This window comes from Streptomyces sp. CA-210063, assembly GCF_024612015.1.
In the GTDB taxonomy this organism is placed as follows: Bacteria; Actinomycetota; Actinomycetes; order Streptomycetales; family Streptomycetaceae; genus Streptomyces.
Window position 1 is genome coordinate 3,055,721 of record NZ_CP102512.1, and the last position, 16,223, is coordinate 3,071,943.

Here is a 16,223-nt window from a genome sequence, read left to right on the forward strand (position 1 = left end):
TCAGTCCTTTGAGGGGTGGACGATCTTCCACTCCTGGTCATCGGTGTTGGAGCAGGTGAAGAGCGTGAGGTTGGTCCCCTGGCCGCCGGTGCTGTAACCGGCGACGTCCAGGCACTCGTTGTTGCTGGCGTAGTTACGGATCCAGTAGTTTCCGCTGTCCTGCTTGTCGAGCCACCACAGTTGGTTGTCGGCGGTGGTTCCGTCGCAGGTGAACTCCAGGATCGGCGACGTGATGGGTTTGGAGCCGTAGTCCCCCAGGTCGACGCAGCGCTGGGTCTCGACGTTGCGGATCTGGAAGAGAGCGGAGCCGCCGGGGCCCTGCTTCTGGTACTTCACCTCCAGGTTCCACCGCTGTCTGCCGCTGCCCTCGTCGCAGGTGAGCTGCCCCACCGTGCCTTCCTTCTGGCTGTCGTCGCTCCCCGGGGGGACGACGCACCGCTTGGTGGTCGGGTTCAGCAGCATGATGTCGTAGGCGGGCAGCACACTCGGTTTCTTCTTTTTCTGCTGCTCCCCGGACCCACCGCCGGACCCGCCGCCACCGTCGCCGCCGCCACCGTCGCTCTCCGGCTCCGTCGTCGGTGAGGCCGTCGGCTGGGCCGACTCGGCGGGCGGATCCGAGGGCGGCACCTCCAGTGACGGCGAGGGGCTGGGCGGCAGCGTGCTGACGACCGTCTCCTGGAGTTCCGTGGCGGCGCTGGTGACCCGGGGCTGGTACGCGAACCACAACGTCAGGAACGTGATCGCCAGCGCCAGCAAGACGCCGAGGCAGGTGGCGAGCCAGCCCGGCAGGAAGCTCCGCTGCACATAGGTGCCCTCGACATCCAGCGGCGTGACCCCCGACCGCTTCACCGCGAAGGTGTACGGCCGCTCCTCCTTGGACCCGAACCAGATGATCTGCCGCGGCTTCAGCGTGCCCTTCACGAACGCGGCACGACCGGGCTCGATCTGCACGTTGCTCGGATGGATGTCGTACGACAGTTGATCGCCGTTGTCACTGCCGCTGACCGACGCGGTCACCTTCGTGTTGCCGAGGTTGTCCACGGCGAGCTTGGGCCGTCCCCGGAACCGCCCCTTCACGGTCGGCGGGACGAGTTCCGCCCGCACCTCCGTGAACGGCGTGATCGTCAGGTTCCCCTCGGGAACGGTCGTCGCCTCCGGATGCTCGGTCGGCGTGATCCGCACCGCGTAGGCGTTCGGACCCGCCGTCGCGTCCGGGGTGCGCGGCGGCGCGAACGTCAGGTCCACCGACCCGGTCGTCCCCGGGTACAACCGGAGCGTCTGCGGCTCCACGATCGTCCAGGGCGCGATGTCACCGACCGGCTCGAAGCGGTACTCGTCGACCACGTCACCCGTGTTGCGCAAACGCAGCCGCACCGTCGTACTGCCACCGGGATCGACCGTGGCCGACGCGGGTTCCAGAGAAGTCCAAAGGCTCACAGAGGGACGCTACGGGGCGGACGGCGTCCGGTCAGGAGCCGTCGGGGCAGGCACGGCTGCCCCGACGGTCATCGGGGCCGTCCACGAAGTCCCTTGTCACACAGTGAACTTGACGGCTTCGAGCCAGACTCCGTTGTCGAGGGTGCCGCCGAAGATGAAGTGGTCTCCCTCGTTGGGCTTGTCGCAGGCCAGGTTCTGCCAGCCCCGGTCCTTCTGGTGGACCGACTGGCAGACCCCTTTGCCGCCCTCGTCGACGTTGATGGTGAAGCCCAGCATGGCCGGGGCGTCCTTCTTGCTGTCCCCGACGTAGTTGTCGAAGCCGTCGAGCGCGGCCGCCCAGGGCTCCACGTAGTGGCCCTGTCCGTTGGTCGAGTCGAGGTTGTGGACGAAGGCGGCGCTGGCCGTGCCGTTGACCCCGGACACCGCGATGTTGAGGGCCGTGAGCGGCCTGCTCTGGCCCACCGTGCCGGCGGTGTCGCCGTCGCACTCCGGGGCCGTCCAGCCCTTGCCCCTCACAAAGGCGCGGTAGCAGATGTGCCTGCCGCCCGGGTCGGCCGCAGCCAGCTGGCGCACGGCGGTCGCGGCCGTGGGCGCGGGCTTCTTCTTCTCCTCGGAGCCTCCGCCGGACCCGCCGCCACCGCCGCTTCCGCCGTCGCTCTCCGTCTCCGTCACCTGTGGGGGTGCCGAGCTGGCGGGAGGAGCGGAGGGAGCGGGCGGCGGAGGTGGAGCCGACGCCGGCGCCGAGGGGCTGGGCGGCAGCGTGCTGACGGCCGTCTCCTGGAGTTCCGTGGCGGCGCTGGTGACCCGGGGCTGGTACGCGAACCACAGCGTCAGGAAGGTGATCGCCAGCGCCAGGAAGATCCCGAGACAGGTGGCGAGCCAGCCCGGCAGGAAGCTCCGCTGCACATACGTGCCCTCGACATCCAGCGGCGTGACCCCCGACCGCTTCACCGCGAAGGTGTACGGCCGCTCCTCCTTGGACCCGAACCAGATGATCTGCCGCGGCTTCAACGTGCCCTTCACGAACGCGGCACGACCGGGCTCGATCTGCACGTTGCTCGGATGGATGTCGTACGACAGCTGATCGCCGTTGTCACTGCCGCTGACCGACGCGGTCACCTTCGTGTTGCCGAGGTTGTCCACGGCGAGCTTGGGCCGCCCCCGGAACCGCCCCTTCACGGTCGGCGGCACCAGCTCCGCCCGCACCTCCGTGAACGGCGTGATCGTCAGGTTCCCCTCGGGAACGGTCGTCGCCTCCGGATGCTCGGTCGGCGTGATCCGCACCGCGTACGCGTTCGGACCCGCCGTCGCGTCCGGGGTGCGCGGCGGCGCGAACGTCAGGTCCACCGACCCCGTCGTCCCCGGGTACAACCGCAGCGTCTGCGGCTCCACGATCGTCCACGGCGCGATGTCACCGACCGGCTCGAAGCGGTACTCGTCGACCACGTCACCCGTGTTGCGCAAACGCAGCCGCACGGTCGTACTGCTCCCCGGGTCCACAGTCGCGGAGGCGGGTTCGAGGGAAGTCCACAGGCTCACACGGCCACGCTAGGCGGGCGGCCGACGGGAGTCAGGAGTCGCGGGGGCACCACCGGGTGCCCTGACGGCCCCCCGCCCGACCCGCTTGGGCGTGCTCGCTCTCCGGAAGAACCGCCATTCGGCTCGCGGCACCAGAACCGCTATTCGGCCCGCGGCACCAGAACCGGCATTCGGCTCGCGGCGCCGGGACCGCCGCGCCCATCACCCGTGGGCGTTGGACGGAGGCGCTGTCGGCGGCGGCCGCGTGCCCGCAGTTCGCGTCGTGCTCGTGACGCCCCTCCTCCACGGCGCGGCTCACGGCCGCGTTGCCCGCCAGACGCTGGAGTTGCCGGCAGCTGGTGCGTGGAGGCATTGCGATAGCGCCGCCCCGGCGGAAGGTTCGCGGCGGCAGCGTCGAGGGCAACCCGGCGGTTTGCCCCTGCGGGCAACGGGACTGCCCCCGACCAGGCCCCCGAGGACGTTTCAGGGAACGCGCTTCGCGCGTGAGGGTGAGAGGCGACCTGTCTCGTACCCCAAGGAGAGCAGAGCATGCCGTCCTACCTGTCGCCCGGCGTCTACGTCGAGGAGGTGGCCAGCGGCTCGCGTCCCATCGAGGGTGTGGGCACCTCGGTGGCCGCCTTCGTCGGCCTGGCCCCGACCGGTCCGCTGAACGAGCCGACCCTGGTGACCAACTGGTCCCAGTACGTCGCGGCCTTCGGCGAGTTCACCGACGGCTACTACCTCGCGCACTCGGTGTACGGGTTCTTCAACAACGGCGGCAGCGCCGCGTACGTCGTCCGGGTCGGCGGCTCCGACCAGGGCTCGTCCGCCGGCGGACCGGCCGCCGTGACGGGTTCGGCCGCGCCGGCCGCGCTCCCGCCGGGCGAGCCGAAGCAGCTGGGCACCTTCAACGTGACCGCCATCGCGGGCGGTTCGCTCAGCGTCGAGGTCGCCGACCCCGAGGGCGAGGGCCCGGCCGAGCGGTTCAAGCTGATCGTCAAGGACGGCGACAAGGCCGTCGAGACGTTCGACGTGACCGCCAAGAAGGGCGGCCGCAACTACGTCGTCACCCAGGTCAAGGAGCGCTCCAAGCTCATCACCGTCCAGGAGGCGGCGCCGGCCGCGCAGCTCGCGCGCCCCGACAACCAGACCGTGGCACTGGCGGCCCCCGCTGCTCCCGCCCCGGTCGCCCCCGCCGCGACGGACGACGGCCACCCCGGCCCGGCCCAGTACCTCGGCGACTCCGCCGACCGCACCGGCTTCGGCGGCCTGGAGGCCGTGGACGAGATCTCGATGGTCGCCGTGCCCGACCTGATGGCCGCCTACCAGCGCGGCGCGATCGACCTGGAGGCGGTCAAGGCCGTCCAGCTCGGTCTGATCGCGCACTGCGAGCTGATGGGCGACCGGGTCGCCGTCATCGACCCGCCGCCCGGCCTCAACGCCCGTCAGATCCGGGTCTGGCGCCAGGAGACCGCCGGGTACGACTCCAAGTACGCGGCCCTCTACTACCCCTGGGTCAAGGTCTTCGACCCGGCCACCGGCCAGTCCCGCGTGGTCCCGCCGAGCGGCCACGTCGCCGGCGTCTGGGCCCGTAACGACTTCGAGCGCGGTGTCCACAAGGCGCCCGCCAACGAGGTCGTACGCGGTGCGGTGGATCTCGAACTCCAGATCACCCGGGGCGAGCAGGACCTGCTCAACCCCATCGGCGTCAACTGCATCCGCGCCTTCCCGGGCCGCGGCATCCGCGTCTGGGGCGCCCGCACCATGTCCTCCGACCCGGCCTGGCGCTACCTCAACATCCGCCGGTACTTCAACTACCTGGAGGAGTCGATCCTGATCGGCACCCAGTGGGTGGTGTTCGAGCCGAACGACCACGCGCTGTGGGCCCGGATCCGGCGCAACGTCTCCGCGTTCCTGGTCAACGAGTGGCGTCAGGGTGCCCTCTTCGGCCAGCGTCCCGAGGAGGCGTACTACGTCAAGTGCGACGAGGAGACCAACCCGCCGGAGTCGGTCGACCTCGGCCGGGTCATCTGCGAGATCGGTATCGCCCCGGTCAAGCCCGCCGAGTTCGTGATCTTCCGGCTGGCGCAGTTCTCCAGCGGCAACGGGGAGCTGGAGGAGTAGGCCGTCCCTCCCCTTTCTCCCAGCTCTCGTATGCCCTCGTACGCCGTCGTACGCCACATCCTCAAGAACCCTAGAAGGACAGAGAACAGATGAGTCTCGCGCCGGGTGACGCTCTTACTTCACATAATTTCGGCCTGCAGATCGACGGGGTGATGGTCGAGTACCTCGCGGAGGTCAGCGGCCTCAGCCTCGAGCAGGACGTCATCACGTACCAGCAGAACTCCGCCCAGGGGCGGCCCGAGGTCAACCTTCTGCCCGGTGTGCAGAAGAACGGGCAGTGCACCGTGGTCCGCGGTATGACCCAGTCGGCCGCGTTCAACACGTGGATCAACGACTCGATCAACGGTCAGATGAGCTCGGCCCGTAAGAACGCGTCGATCATCATGATGGATTACCAGAACAATCCGGTGAAGCGGTACAACATGCGCAACGCCTGGTGCAGCAAGATCGACGCGAGCACCCTCAAGGCGGGCGAGGCGTCTGCGCTCACCGAGACCGTGACCATCGTCTTCGAAGAACTGGTCATCGAGTAATGCGACGCACGGCTGCCAGGGCGGGCGCGGGCTCGATCGTGGACGTACCGGGCCCGAATCCGGGGGCAGCGGGTCCGGAGCCGGTGGCGGGCATGGGCGCGGGTGCGGGTACGGGCGCGGGGGACGGATCGGCTGCGGCCGCTTCCGCCTTCGGCCCCGCCCACGCCTCCGCGCCTTCTCCCGCTCCGGCTCCGGCCGTGGCGCCGGTGGCGCAGCGGCTGCGGACGGAGTTCCCGTTCGAACTGCCGCGCGGCTATGTCGACGAGGCGGGGAACGTCCACCGGGAGGGCGTGATGCGTCTCGCCACCGCCCGGGACGAGTTGATCCCGCTCCGCGACGTCCGCGTCCAGGAGAACCCGGCGTATCTGTCGGTCGTGCTGCTCGGCCGGGTCATCACCCGCCTCGGCAACCTGCCGATGGTCCACGACGGGATCGTGGAGAACATGTTCGCGTCCGACCTCGCGTTCCTGCAGGACTTCTACCGGCAGGTCAACGCGGAGGGTCACACCCGTGCCGCCGTGGAGTGCCCCCACTGCTCCGAGCCCTTCGAGGTCGAACTCGGCGGGAGCCGCCTGGGGGAATCGTGACGTACGCGACCGACCGGCTGCACGAGGAGATCGCGTACGTCGCCTACCACTTCCACTGGAGCTTCGAGGAGATCCTCGACCTCGAACACCACGACCGCCGCCGCTACACCGAACAGATCGCGTCCCTCGTGACACGGGGCGGGGCGGAGGGCTGACACGTGGGGTTCTTGGATCGCCTACGAGGTGCCACCGGGGCGGCGGGGCGCCGGGGTGGGGTTGAGGGGGGTGGCTCGGGTGCCGGGGGTAGCTCCGGTACTGGGGCTGGCTCGGGTACCGGGGGTGGCTCGGGTACCGCGGGTGGCTCGGGTACTGCGGCCGGCTCGGCTTCGGGAACCGGAGCGCCTTCGGTGAGTGGGGCCGCTTCGGCGGACGGGGCTGCTGCGGTGAGTGCCGCTGCTCCGGTCGGCGGGGCCGCTTCGGTCGGTGGCTGGGAGGGGCTTGCTCCGATTCAACGGGCCACCGCCGGGCGGGCCGTTGTCGCGGACGCCGGGTTCAGCGGGCGGTTGAGCACCTGGCAGAACCCGTCCTTCACCGGGACCTTGTCCCACGCCGTCCTGCCCGGAGCGCCGGGCGGGCTGGTCAAGGACGTCCTCACGACGTCGGCGACACCCGTCTCCGGCCTCGAAATGCCCTCGCGCACCCTGCCGGTGGCGAACACCGACGAGCCCTCGGCCCCGGCCGACGCGCGCGGTGACGCCCCGCCGGTGCAGCGCGCGCCGTACCGGGTCACGCCGTCCCGCCCGACCGGCCCCCGGGTGACTCCCGTACCGCCCCGCACCGCCCGTCCGACCCCGCTGACAAAGGTGCCCGCCGCGCCTGCCGTCCAGCGCCGGACACTGCCGACGGCACGGCCGCAGGCGTCCGGGGTCGCCGGGGCGTCGGGCGGTGCCCCGGCAGCGCGTACGGGTTCGGGAGGTGCCTCGTCGGGGCAAGCGGAACCGGGCGGTGCCTCGTCAGCGCATGCTGCATCGGGCGGTACCGCGTCTGCGCCTGCGGCGTCCGGATCTGCTGCAGCGGGCCCGGCTGATTCCGGTGCGGGTCCGGTCGGCGCGCCCGTCGGCCCGCGTGGGGCGACGGCGCCCACCGCAGCGAGTGGTCGCGTCGACGCCTCGGGGAGCGGCTTCACCGACACGGCCACCGGTCCGAGCGAGACGGTGGCCAACCCCAGGCCCGCGGGGCTCGACATCCAGCGGGCGACGACCACCTCCGGCCGTACGGCAGCCGACCCCGCCGGGACGGCAACTGGCCCTGCGAGGACGTCCACTGGCCCCGTAGGCATGTCAACTGGTTCCGCAGGGACGGCAACTCGTTCCGCAGGGACGGCAGCTGGCCCGGCCAGCACGGCCACCGCTCCTGGCGGCACACCTGTGTCCCCCGGCCGAGCAGAGGCCGGTGTCCAACGGGCGGCGGCCGGACCCGGTCGTACGACAACCAACCCCAGCGCAGCGGACACCCGCTCCGCCGGAGCGCCGGGCGGCCCTCGCGGGACTGCGAGCGGCCCCGGCGCCACGCCGGCCGGCCCGGGCAACGCGGCGGTCACCACCCAGCGGTCGATGGCCGGACAGGGCGACACAGCGGGCGAGGCAGCGCGTACGACGAGCGGTCCCGGCGCGGCGTCGAGCGGCCCTGGCCCGAGGGCGACCAGCCCCGGTAACCCGGCGGCCGACATCCAGCGTGCGGCGATCAACCCCGGCAGCACGTCGCACAACCCCACAAGCACCACCGCCGACGCAGCCACAAGCTCCGGCTCTGGCACCACCACCGGCTACGGCTCCGGCACCAGCGGCACCAGCGGCACCAGCGGCACCAGCGGCACCAGCGGCACCAGCAGCACCAGCAGCACCAGCAGCACCAGCAGCACCAGCAGCACCAGCAGCACCAGCGACACCAGCGGCACCAGCGGCACCAGCGGCACCAGCGGCACCAGCGGCACCAGCAGGATGGTGGGCGGCCCCGGACGTACGGCAACCGGTGGCCCTTCCGGCGGAGCTGTCAACGTCCAGCGGGCGGCAACCGGTCCCAGCCGTACGGCAGCCGCGTCCGCCGGTACTCCGACCAGCCCGTCCGCAACGCCGACCGGCCCCAGCACAGCGGCGCACGGTCGCGACGCGGCGACCAGCGGCAACGGCAACGGCACGGCGACAGCTGGCGCCGCCAGGTCGGCTGATGGCCCGAGCGGCACGTCAACCAGCAGCGGTGACGCTGTGATCGGCGTCCAGAGAGCGACCACCGACCGCAGCGGCGCGCCAACCATCTCCACGGGTACTGTCTCCACCCCGGGCGGCACGGCGGCCGACTCCAGCGGCACGGCCACCGGCAGCGCAGCGGCCAACGTCCAACGGGCATCGGCCACCCCCGACAGCACAGCCGTCAACGTCCCACGCGCGACGGTCAACCCCGACAGCACCGCAGCCACGACCTTCGGCCCCACCACCCACTCCCCCAACGCGCCGACCAGTCCCAGCAGCCCGGCGCCCGTGCGCCCGGCGGCGGACCACGGGACCCCTGCGGCTCGCCCCACCGGATCCGTGGCCAACCCGGCCGACGGGGCAGCTCGTTCCGCCCCCACAAAGGCCACGGCCGACAGCCGGCCACCCGGCACCGACACCGACACCCGAGGCACGCCCTCCGCCGGCCCATCAGGCAGCAACCCTCTCGGCGCCCCGGCCACCCTCCAAAGGGCGTCAGCCACCCCCAGCGGCGCTACGGCGGCACCAACCGGCCCCAGCAACCCCACAGTCCCAGGCACCCCGACCACGAGGCCCACCGCCGCGCACTCGCCTGCACCCGGGCCGAACCAGCCTGCCCCCGTCACCCGTGTCACCACGCCGCCCCCGCCGAGCACACCCACCGTCGCTGCCACACACCCCGTACAGCGGCGCACCACCGGCGGAGCAAGGCGCGTAGGCCTCGGCGCACCGACCTCCGGGAACGCACCGACCTCCAGCAACGTGCCGACCCCCACCGCCACACCCGCGCCCCCAAGCCCGGCCCCTTCACCCACCGTCACCGCCACCCCTCCGCCGTCGACCCCCTCCACTCAGCCGACCGGACCGACCACACGCCCGGGCCCGGCCGACCGCACCCACGCCGAGGCCACCAGCCCGACCACCCCCTCGGGCCCCCCGGTTCCCCCGATCCAGCGCACCGCCACGCCCCGTCAGCGCCCCCTGCTCGGCGCCCCCCTCTCCACCCCGCCCCAAGACGCGAAGCCCCTCTCCGGGCACACCGCACCCGGCGGTGCACGCCCCGCCGGCCCCCCTCCCGTACAGCGGGCCACAACACCACACCAGGGAACGGCGAAGCGCACCCCGGCCCCGCTCCCTCAGACCCCCACATCTCCCGCACCGGCGTCGGCGTCGGCGTCGGCGTCGGCGTCGGCGTCGGCCCAGCCATTCCACCGCCCCCCGGCCGTGCCCCTGACCCGCCCGACCACCAGCACCCCCGCCGTACAGCGAGCCACGGCCTACCCCTCAACCACCGGCGCCCCAGGCGAAGGCAATGGCCCCAAGCCCGCCGTGCAACGCGCCCCCGCAACCAAGGCCACGCCGCCGACGACGACGACCACCACCACCGGCGCCCTCACCCCACCCGCATTCGCGCCCATCTCCACCCCCGCGCGCCCCCTGACTCCCACACGCGCCCTCACCTCGTCCCTTCCCCCCACCACCACACCCCCCGCCGTCCAGCGTCAGGCCCCGCAGCCCGCCGTACCCCTGCGCCGCCCCACACGCACGGCAGGTCGGCCCACCTCCCCGGGCACCGGCCCCGCCGTACAACGCCTCACGGCCGACAAGCCCCCCTCCCGTACCGCCATCCCCCTCACCGTCGCCCCCACCACGCCCCCGCAGACACCACAGGCACCGCGGCGACCGAGCGCGCTCCCCGCCAGGACAGCCCTCCAGCGCCAAGCCACCAACACCGCCCCCAGCCCCGCCCCCGTCACCCCCCACGCACCGACACCCCCACTCCCCACGCCCACCCCCACCCCCGCCCCGATCCAGCGAGCCCCAGAGATCCCCCTCCGCCCCACCGCCGCCACCACAACCACAGCCGTCTCACCGGTAACGGCGACCGCGGCCACCACACCTCACCGCACCGCGTCGGCCGACCCTCCGCCTCCCTACTCCGCAACCGCGTCGGCCGACCCCCCACCCCCTTACTCCGCAGTGGACAACCACCCCTCCTCCGGGGCCCCGTTCGACCCCCGCGCCCTCACCGACTTCCAGCTCGACGAACTGACGCACAAGCTCATCGGCCGGATCACCCGCCTCGTCCGCACCGAACTCCGTCTCGACCGCGAACGCATCGGCAAGCTCCGCGACCCCCGCCACTGACCCTCCGACACCAGCCCTCCGCCCCCGGCGAAGCCGGCCCGCACCACCCGACCCCCGTCCGTAGAAAGGCCCTCCCCGATGCCCCGCGATCTCGACCCGGGCTCCACCATCTTCTTCACGCTGACGATCGACGGCGAGAGCCTCGGCTACTTCAACGGCTGTGAAGGACTGTCGTCGACGGTGGAGATCGAGCACCGCCAGGAGGGCGGGAACAACGGGTTCGTCTGGCAGCTCCCGTCGCGTGTGACGTTCTCGAACATCCGGCTGACGAGGCCGCTGACGCCGGACACGGCGAAGGTCGCGGCGTGGATCTCGTCCGTGGCGACGGGCGTGAAGCGTCCGACGGCCCAGATCGCGGCGCTGCGCGCGGACGGCTCGGAGGTGGCGCACTGGGGGCTGATCGACGTCCTCCCGGTGAGCTGGCAGGGGCCGTCCCTGGACCCGGCGAACCCGAGTGTGGCGACCGAGGTCCTGGAGATCACGCACCACGGGTTCACGGACTGAGGGGCGGGGACAGAACATGGCGAAGGGAAGCAGGGGCGGCGCGGGCAAGAGTCTCGTGCGGGCCACGCTGGCCATTCACGAGCCGCCGGTCGGGACGAGCACGACGCCGGGCGGGCTGATGAAGACGTTCAACTTCGAGTTCAACCCGTCCGAGTTGACGCTGAGCCGGCGCGCCCAGTGGAAGACGACGGTCAGCGCGGCCGTGCGCGACGGCGCGCTGCCGGAGTTCATGGGGCCCGAGCCCCGGGAGATGAACGTCGAGATCTTCCTGGACTCCTCCGACAAGCCGAGCGGCAACACGGTGTTGAAGAAGGTGGAGTCCCTGTTGTCCTGCTGCGAGGTGACGGCCAAGAGCCTCGCCGCGAAGCAGCCGTCGCCGCCCTGGGTGGTGTTCCAGTGGGGGTCGTTCTCGACGGCTCGCTTCACGGCGTACGTCAGTTCCGTGGACGTCACGTACTCCCTGTTCGGGACGACCGGTGTGCCGATCCGGGCCACCTGCCGGATGTCGCTGCACGAGATCCCCAGTACGACGAAGGGACAGAACCCGACGTCGGGCGCGCTGACCGCGCAGAGCGTGCACCGGGTCGTCGCGGGCGACTCGCTGCAGTCGCTGGCGTGGCGCGAGTACGGCAACGCGTCCGCGTGGCGGGCGATCGCGGAGGCCAACGGCATCGACGACCCGACGCACCTGCCCACCGGCATCGAACTCGTCCTCCCGGCGGCCGAGGAGGTGGGTTTCTGATGGTGAAGCCGTCCTTCTCCAACGTCATCCACGTCACCCTCGACGGCAAGAAACTGCCCACCGAGTACGCCGACCTGCTGGTCGGCGGCTGGGTCGATCTCGGCGCCGGGGTGCCCGGCGCGTTCCGGCTCACCTTCCGGGACCCGCACGGGCTGCTGCTGGGCAAACTGAACGTCAGGTTCGGCTCCAAGGTGGTCATCGCCCCGGTCGCCGACGGACAGGGCGCGGCGTCGCCGCTGCTCACGGGCGAGGTCACCGGCATGGAGACCGACTACGACGGCACCGGCACCTTCACCGTCGTACGCGGCTACGACCCGGGCCACCGGCTGATGCGGGTGCGCAGGGTGGCGGCGTACCGCAACCAGACGGCCGCCGACATCGCCCGCAAGCTGGCCGGGATGAACGGCATCCCGGTCGGGCAGGTGCAGGCCACCAAGACGGTCTACGACTTCATCTCCCAGTCCAATGTGACGGACTGGGACTTCCTCGCGCGGCTCGCCGACGAGAACGAGATGGTGATGTCGCTGGACGCCAAGGGGAAGTTCCAGTTCGTCAAGCCGAAGCCGGCGTCCGGCGCGCCCCCGACGAGCACGCCCGGCGAGAAGAGCCCCTTCGTCCTCCAGGCCGGTGTGGACATCCTGCGCTGCCGGGCCGCCGTCACCGCCGCCGACCAGGTCGACAAGGTCGAGGCGCGCGGCTGGAACGTGACGACGAAGAAGAAGCTCACCGCGATCACCCCGGCGAAGGCCAACCCCGGTATCGCCATCGGCACCAGCCCGCAGAAGGCGGCGGCCGCGTTCAAGGCGGCCAAGCTGGTCGAGACCGACACGCCGTACGACCTCCAGACCGAGGTCACGCACGCCGCCGCCTCCCTCGCCGACGACATCACCTCCGCCTTCGCCGAGCTGGAGGTCACCGTGCGCGGCAACCCCAAGCTGCGCCCCGGCGTGCCGGTCACGCTCACCGAGGTGGGCGCCCCGTTCGAGGGCAAGTACACCTGCACGTCCGTACGGCACTCCTTCGGCGACGGCAGCCACTACGAGACGTGGGTGACCGTCAGCGGCCGTCAGTGGCGCTCGCTGTTCGGCCTGACCTCCGGCGGCGGTACGGCGGCGCCCCGGCTGCCCAGTGTGGCCAACGCGCTGGTCACCGACGTACAGGATCCGCTGAAGCAGGGACGGGTGAAGCTCCAGTTCCCGTGGCTCGACGACACGTACGTCAGCGACTGGACGCGGACCGTGCAGATGGGCGGCAAGGGCGGCGGCGGGATCTTCCCACTGGACGTCGGCGACGAGGTGCTGGTCGCCTTCGACCGGGGCGCACTCGACCACCCGTTCGTCATCGGTGGCCTCTACAACGGCATCGACAAGCCCACCCCCGTGAAGGACGTGTGGCTGCACGACCCGGTCAAGAAGAAGGCGATCCGGCACACCCTGTCCGACCGCGAGGGCAACCGGGTGGACCTGCTCAGCCAGCAGACCGGCCTTCGCAAGCAGGGCGTACGCATCGCCAGCGGCAACGACCGGCTGATCATCAACCTCGACCGGACGAAGACCGAGATCACGGTGGACAGCAAGGGGGCCGTCAGCATCACGGGCGGTACGTCGGTGTCCGTGAAGGCCGGGACCGATCTGACGCTGAGCGCGCTGAGGTCCGTGACCATCCGCAGCGGCGGACCCCTCAACCTCCAGGGGCAGGGCATGGTCGGCCTGAGGTCGCTCGGCGGCGCGGTCAACATCAACGCGGTGGGCGCCCTCTCCATGAACGCGGCCGGTGCCGCGACGATCAACGCGGCCGGGACCGTGCAGATCAGCGCGGTCGGCCAGGCGGCGCTCCGGGCGGCCAACGTGGACATCATGGGCCTCGTGACGGTCAACAAGAAGCCGTATCCGATCCCGTGACGCCCCGGAAGTCCTTCCGGAAAACACGCAGTTCAAGCACTTCCAGTACGTCACGCACGTCAGGAACTCCAGAAAGGGGGGTGGCCCGCTGATGGCCGAGCAGTTCGTCGGATCCGGCTGGGCGTTCCCGCTGCGCATCGGGCCCACCGGGGGCATCGCCCTGGTCAGCGGGGAACGCGAGGTCGAGGAGGCCATCCGGCTGGTCCTGGCCACGGCGCCGGGTGAGCGGCCGATGCGCCCCGAGTTCGGCTGCGCCATCCACGACCTGGTGTTCGCGCCGGTCAACGAGGCCACCGCCGGCCGTATCCAGCACGAGGTGTACGCGAGCCTCGACCGCTGGGAGCCGCGGATCGAGGTGACCGACGTCGAGGTGACGGCGGGCGCCGACCAGGGCGTCCTCTTCATCGACGTCCGCTACGCGATCCGCGGCACCAACAACCCGCGCAGCCTGGTCTTCCCGTTCTACGTCATTCCCTCCCACGACGAGCCGGACCTGGCTTCCGAAGGCTCCGACCGTCCCGAAAGCGACCGCTGATGGCCCTGCCCTCCCCGAACCTCGACGACCGCCGCTTCCAGCAGTTCGTCGACGACGCCAAGCGCTACATCCAGCAGCGGGCCCCGGAGTGGACCGACCACAACGTCTCCGACCCCGGCGTCACCCTGGTGGAGACGGTCGCCCACATGGCCGACCAGATCGTCTACCGGCTCAACCGGGTGCCGGAGAAGAACCATCTGGCGTTCCTGGACCTGGTCGGCATCACCCTGTTCCCGCCGTCGGCCGCCCGGACGGATGTGACCTTCTGGCTGTCGGCACCGCAGGAGGAGCCGGTCCTGCTGCCCGTGGGTACGGAGGTCGCCACCGTGCGCACCGAGAGCGAGGAGGCGGTCGTCTTCGCCACCGAGCGCGAACTGACCGTCGTGCCCTGCGAGTTGAGGCATCTGGTGACCCAGCGGGGCGGTGAGCCGGTCGCCGACCGGACGACCGACCTCGTCGAGGGCAAGGACCTGATGTGCTTCGCCGAGTCCCCGCGGCCCGGCGACTGCATGCTGTTCGGGCTGACCGCCGCCGTGCCGACCTGCGCGGTCGTGCTGGAGCTGGACAGCCGGGTCGACGGCGTCGGCGTGGACCCGCGGCAGCCCCCGCTGGTCTGGGAGGCGTGGACCGAGGACGGCTGGACGGAGTGCGAGGTCGACCGGGACGGCACGGGTGGCCTGAACCGCCCGGGTGAGGTGGTCCTCCACATGCCCGGCGGGCACACCCTGTCCCGCACGGGCGGGCAGGAGGCCGGCTGGCTGCGCTGCCGGGTCACCGAACCCCTCCCCGGCCAGCCCTTCTACACCACCTCGCCGACCGTCCGCGCCGCCGAGGCCTTCACCATCGGCGGCACCACCACCGTCGTCCACGCCGAGACCGTGTACGACGAGGCACTCGGCGAGTCCACCGGCCTGCCCGGGCAGCGGCTGCGCCTCGCCCACTTCCCGGTGGTGGGCGACACCCCGCCCGTACTGCTCCAGACCGCCGAGCACGACGGCTGGAACGACTGGGAGGTCGTCCCCTCCTTCGCCGGGTCCGCCCCGTACGACCGCCACATCACCCTCGACGCCGCCACCGGCGAGATCGCCTTCGGCCCGGCGGTACGGGAGCCCGACGGCACCCTGCGCCAGTACGGGGCCGTCGCCCCCAAGGGCGCCGTCATCCGCGCCGTGCGCTACCGCACGGGAGGCGGCCGGGCCGGAAACGTGGCCCGCGGTGCCGTACGCGTCCTGCGCACCTCCGTCCCGTACGTCTCCGAGGTCGTCAACCGCGAGGCCGCGCGCGGCGGGGTCGACGCCGAGACCGTGGAGGAGGCGAAGCTCCGGGCGCCGATCACACTGCGCGCCCAGGAACGCGCGGTGACGCTGCGCGACTACGAGGAACTCGCCCGCCGGGCCGCCCCCGAGACCGCCCGCATCACCTGCCTGGAGGGCGAGGAGGGCGAGCACGGGGCGTACGCGGTACGGGTGTTGGTGGTCCCGCAGGCCGTCCCGGACCCCGGCGGCCGCCTCCGCTTCGAACAACTCGTCCCCGGTGACGCCCTGTTGCGCCGCATCACCCGCCACCTCGACGAACGCCGCCTGATAGGCACCCGGCTGGCCGTGGGCCCGCCCTTCTACCAGGGCATCACCGTCGTCGCCACGCTGCACGCCTTCCGGGGCACGGACACCGACCGGGTCCGCCGCCAGGCCCACGACGCCCTCTACCGCCACCTCGACCCCCTGACCGGCGGCGCCGACGGCCGCGGCTGGCCCTTCGGCCGCCCCGTCCAGTCCGGCGAGGTCTTCGCCGTCCTCCAACGCGTCCCCGGCGTCGAACTCGTCGACGACGTCCAGCTCCACCCCGCCGACCCCCTCACCGGCAAACGAGGCGACCCCACCGACCGCATCGACCTCTCACCCCCCTCCCTGGTCTTCTCCTTCGACCACCGGGTCCGAGTGATCGGGGACAAGCCGTGATCGGGGCGCAGCCCCGCAAGGGGCGCGGGGAACTGCGCGACCAGCCA

The 16,223-nt window shown here is 71.8% G+C and carries 15 protein-coding genes; 10 read left to right on the forward strand and 5 right to left on the reverse strand.

All coding sequences use genetic code 11. The features are described from left to right. Positions 1-1,437, reverse strand: coding sequence for an RICIN domain-containing protein (locus tag JIX56_RS13015; RefSeq protein WP_257540359.1), 1,437 nt, complete (start codon positions 1,435-1,437; stop codon positions 1-3). A gap of 96 nt (positions 1,438-1,533) precedes the next feature. Further along, entirely contained in the window at positions 1,534-2,976 is a 1,443-nt protein-coding gene (locus JIX56_RS13020; protein ID WP_257540360.1) for a hydrolase, read from the reverse strand. Between the two features lie 528 nt (positions 2,977-3,504). Here JIX56_RS13020 and JIX56_RS13025 point away from each other — a divergent pair. The 4 genes from JIX56_RS13025 to JIX56_RS13040 all read left to right on the forward strand — a co-directional run bounded on the left by JIX56_RS13025 (position 3,505) and on the right by JIX56_RS13040 (position 6,354). Then, on the forward strand, positions 3,505-5,079 hold the full coding sequence (locus JIX56_RS13025; RefSeq protein WP_257540361.1) for a phage tail sheath subtilisin-like domain-containing protein: 1,575 nt from the start codon (positions 3,505-3,507) through the stop codon (positions 5,077-5,079). An 89-nt stretch (positions 5,080-5,168) separates the two neighbouring features. After that, positions 5,169-5,612 carry a phage tail protein gene (locus JIX56_RS13030; protein ID WP_257540363.1) on the forward strand — a complete coding sequence of 148 codons (444 nt, stop codon included), beginning with the start codon at positions 5,169-5,171 and terminating at the stop codon, positions 5,610-5,612. After that, a complete protein-coding gene (locus JIX56_RS13035; RefSeq protein WP_257540365.1) occupies positions 5,612-6,199 on the forward strand; it encodes a hypothetical protein in 588 nt (195 codons plus the stop codon). The genes JIX56_RS13030 and JIX56_RS13035 overlap by 1 nt, the downstream gene beginning before the upstream one ends. Then, entirely contained in the window at positions 6,196-6,354 is a 159-nt protein-coding gene (locus JIX56_RS13040; protein WP_086750330.1) for a DUF6760 family protein, read from the forward strand. The genes JIX56_RS13035 and JIX56_RS13040 overlap by 4 nt, the downstream gene beginning before the upstream one ends. A 293-nt stretch (positions 6,355-6,647) precedes the next feature. Here JIX56_RS13040 and JIX56_RS13045 read toward each other — a convergent pair whose 3' ends face one another. The 3 genes from JIX56_RS13045 to JIX56_RS13055 all read right to left on the reverse strand — a co-directional run bounded on the left by JIX56_RS13045 (position 6,648) and on the right by JIX56_RS13055 (position 9,662). After that, positions 6,648-7,478 carry a hypothetical protein gene (locus JIX56_RS13045; RefSeq protein WP_257540367.1) on the reverse strand — a complete coding sequence of 277 codons (831 nt, stop codon included), beginning with the start codon at positions 7,476-7,478 and terminating at the stop codon, positions 6,648-6,650. 486 nt (positions 7,479-7,964) lie between these two features. Continuing rightward, positions 7,965-8,630 (reverse strand): hypothetical protein, encoded by a 666-nt coding sequence (locus JIX56_RS13050; RefSeq protein WP_257540369.1) that lies wholly within the window; start codon positions 8,628-8,630, stop codon positions 7,965-7,967. Between the two features lie 894 nt (positions 8,631-9,524). Next, positions 9,525-9,662, reverse strand: coding sequence for a hypothetical protein (locus tag JIX56_RS13055; protein ID WP_257540371.1), 138 nt, complete (start codon positions 9,660-9,662; stop codon positions 9,525-9,527). A 55-nt stretch (positions 9,663-9,717) separates the two neighbouring features. Between JIX56_RS13055 and JIX56_RS13060 the strand changes: the two genes are divergently transcribed. The 6 genes from JIX56_RS13060 (at position 9,718) to JIX56_RS13085 (ending at position 16,176) form a co-directional block, all read left to right on the forward strand. Then, on the forward strand, positions 9,718-10,536 hold the full coding sequence (locus tag JIX56_RS13060; protein WP_257540373.1) for an extensin: 819 nt from the start codon (positions 9,718-9,720) through the stop codon (positions 10,534-10,536). A gap of 78 nt (positions 10,537-10,614) precedes the next feature. Beyond that, a complete protein-coding gene (locus tag JIX56_RS13065; protein ID WP_257540375.1) occupies positions 10,615-11,040 on the forward strand; it encodes a phage tail protein in 426 nt (141 codons plus the stop codon). A gap of 16 nt (positions 11,041-11,056) precedes the next feature. Continuing rightward, entirely contained in the window at positions 11,057-11,782 is a 726-nt protein-coding gene (locus JIX56_RS13070) for a CIS tube protein (protein ID WP_257540377.1), read from the forward strand. After that, entirely contained in the window at positions 11,782-13,683 is a 1,902-nt protein-coding gene (locus JIX56_RS13075; protein WP_257540379.1) for a VgrG-related protein, read from the forward strand. The genes JIX56_RS13070 and JIX56_RS13075 overlap by 1 nt, the downstream gene beginning before the upstream one ends. 91 nt (positions 13,684-13,774) lie before the next feature. Next, complete coding sequence (locus JIX56_RS13080) at positions 13,775-14,218, forward strand: GPW/gp25 family protein (RefSeq protein WP_257540381.1); 444 nt, start codon at positions 13,775-13,777, stop codon at positions 14,216-14,218. Continuing rightward, complete coding sequence (locus JIX56_RS13085; protein ID WP_257540383.1) at positions 14,218-16,176, forward strand: putative baseplate assembly protein; 1,959 nt, start codon at positions 14,218-14,220, stop codon at positions 16,174-16,176. Before JIX56_RS13080 ends, JIX56_RS13085 begins: the two co-directional genes overlap by 1 nt. Positions 16,177-16,223: the final 47 nt, after the last annotated feature.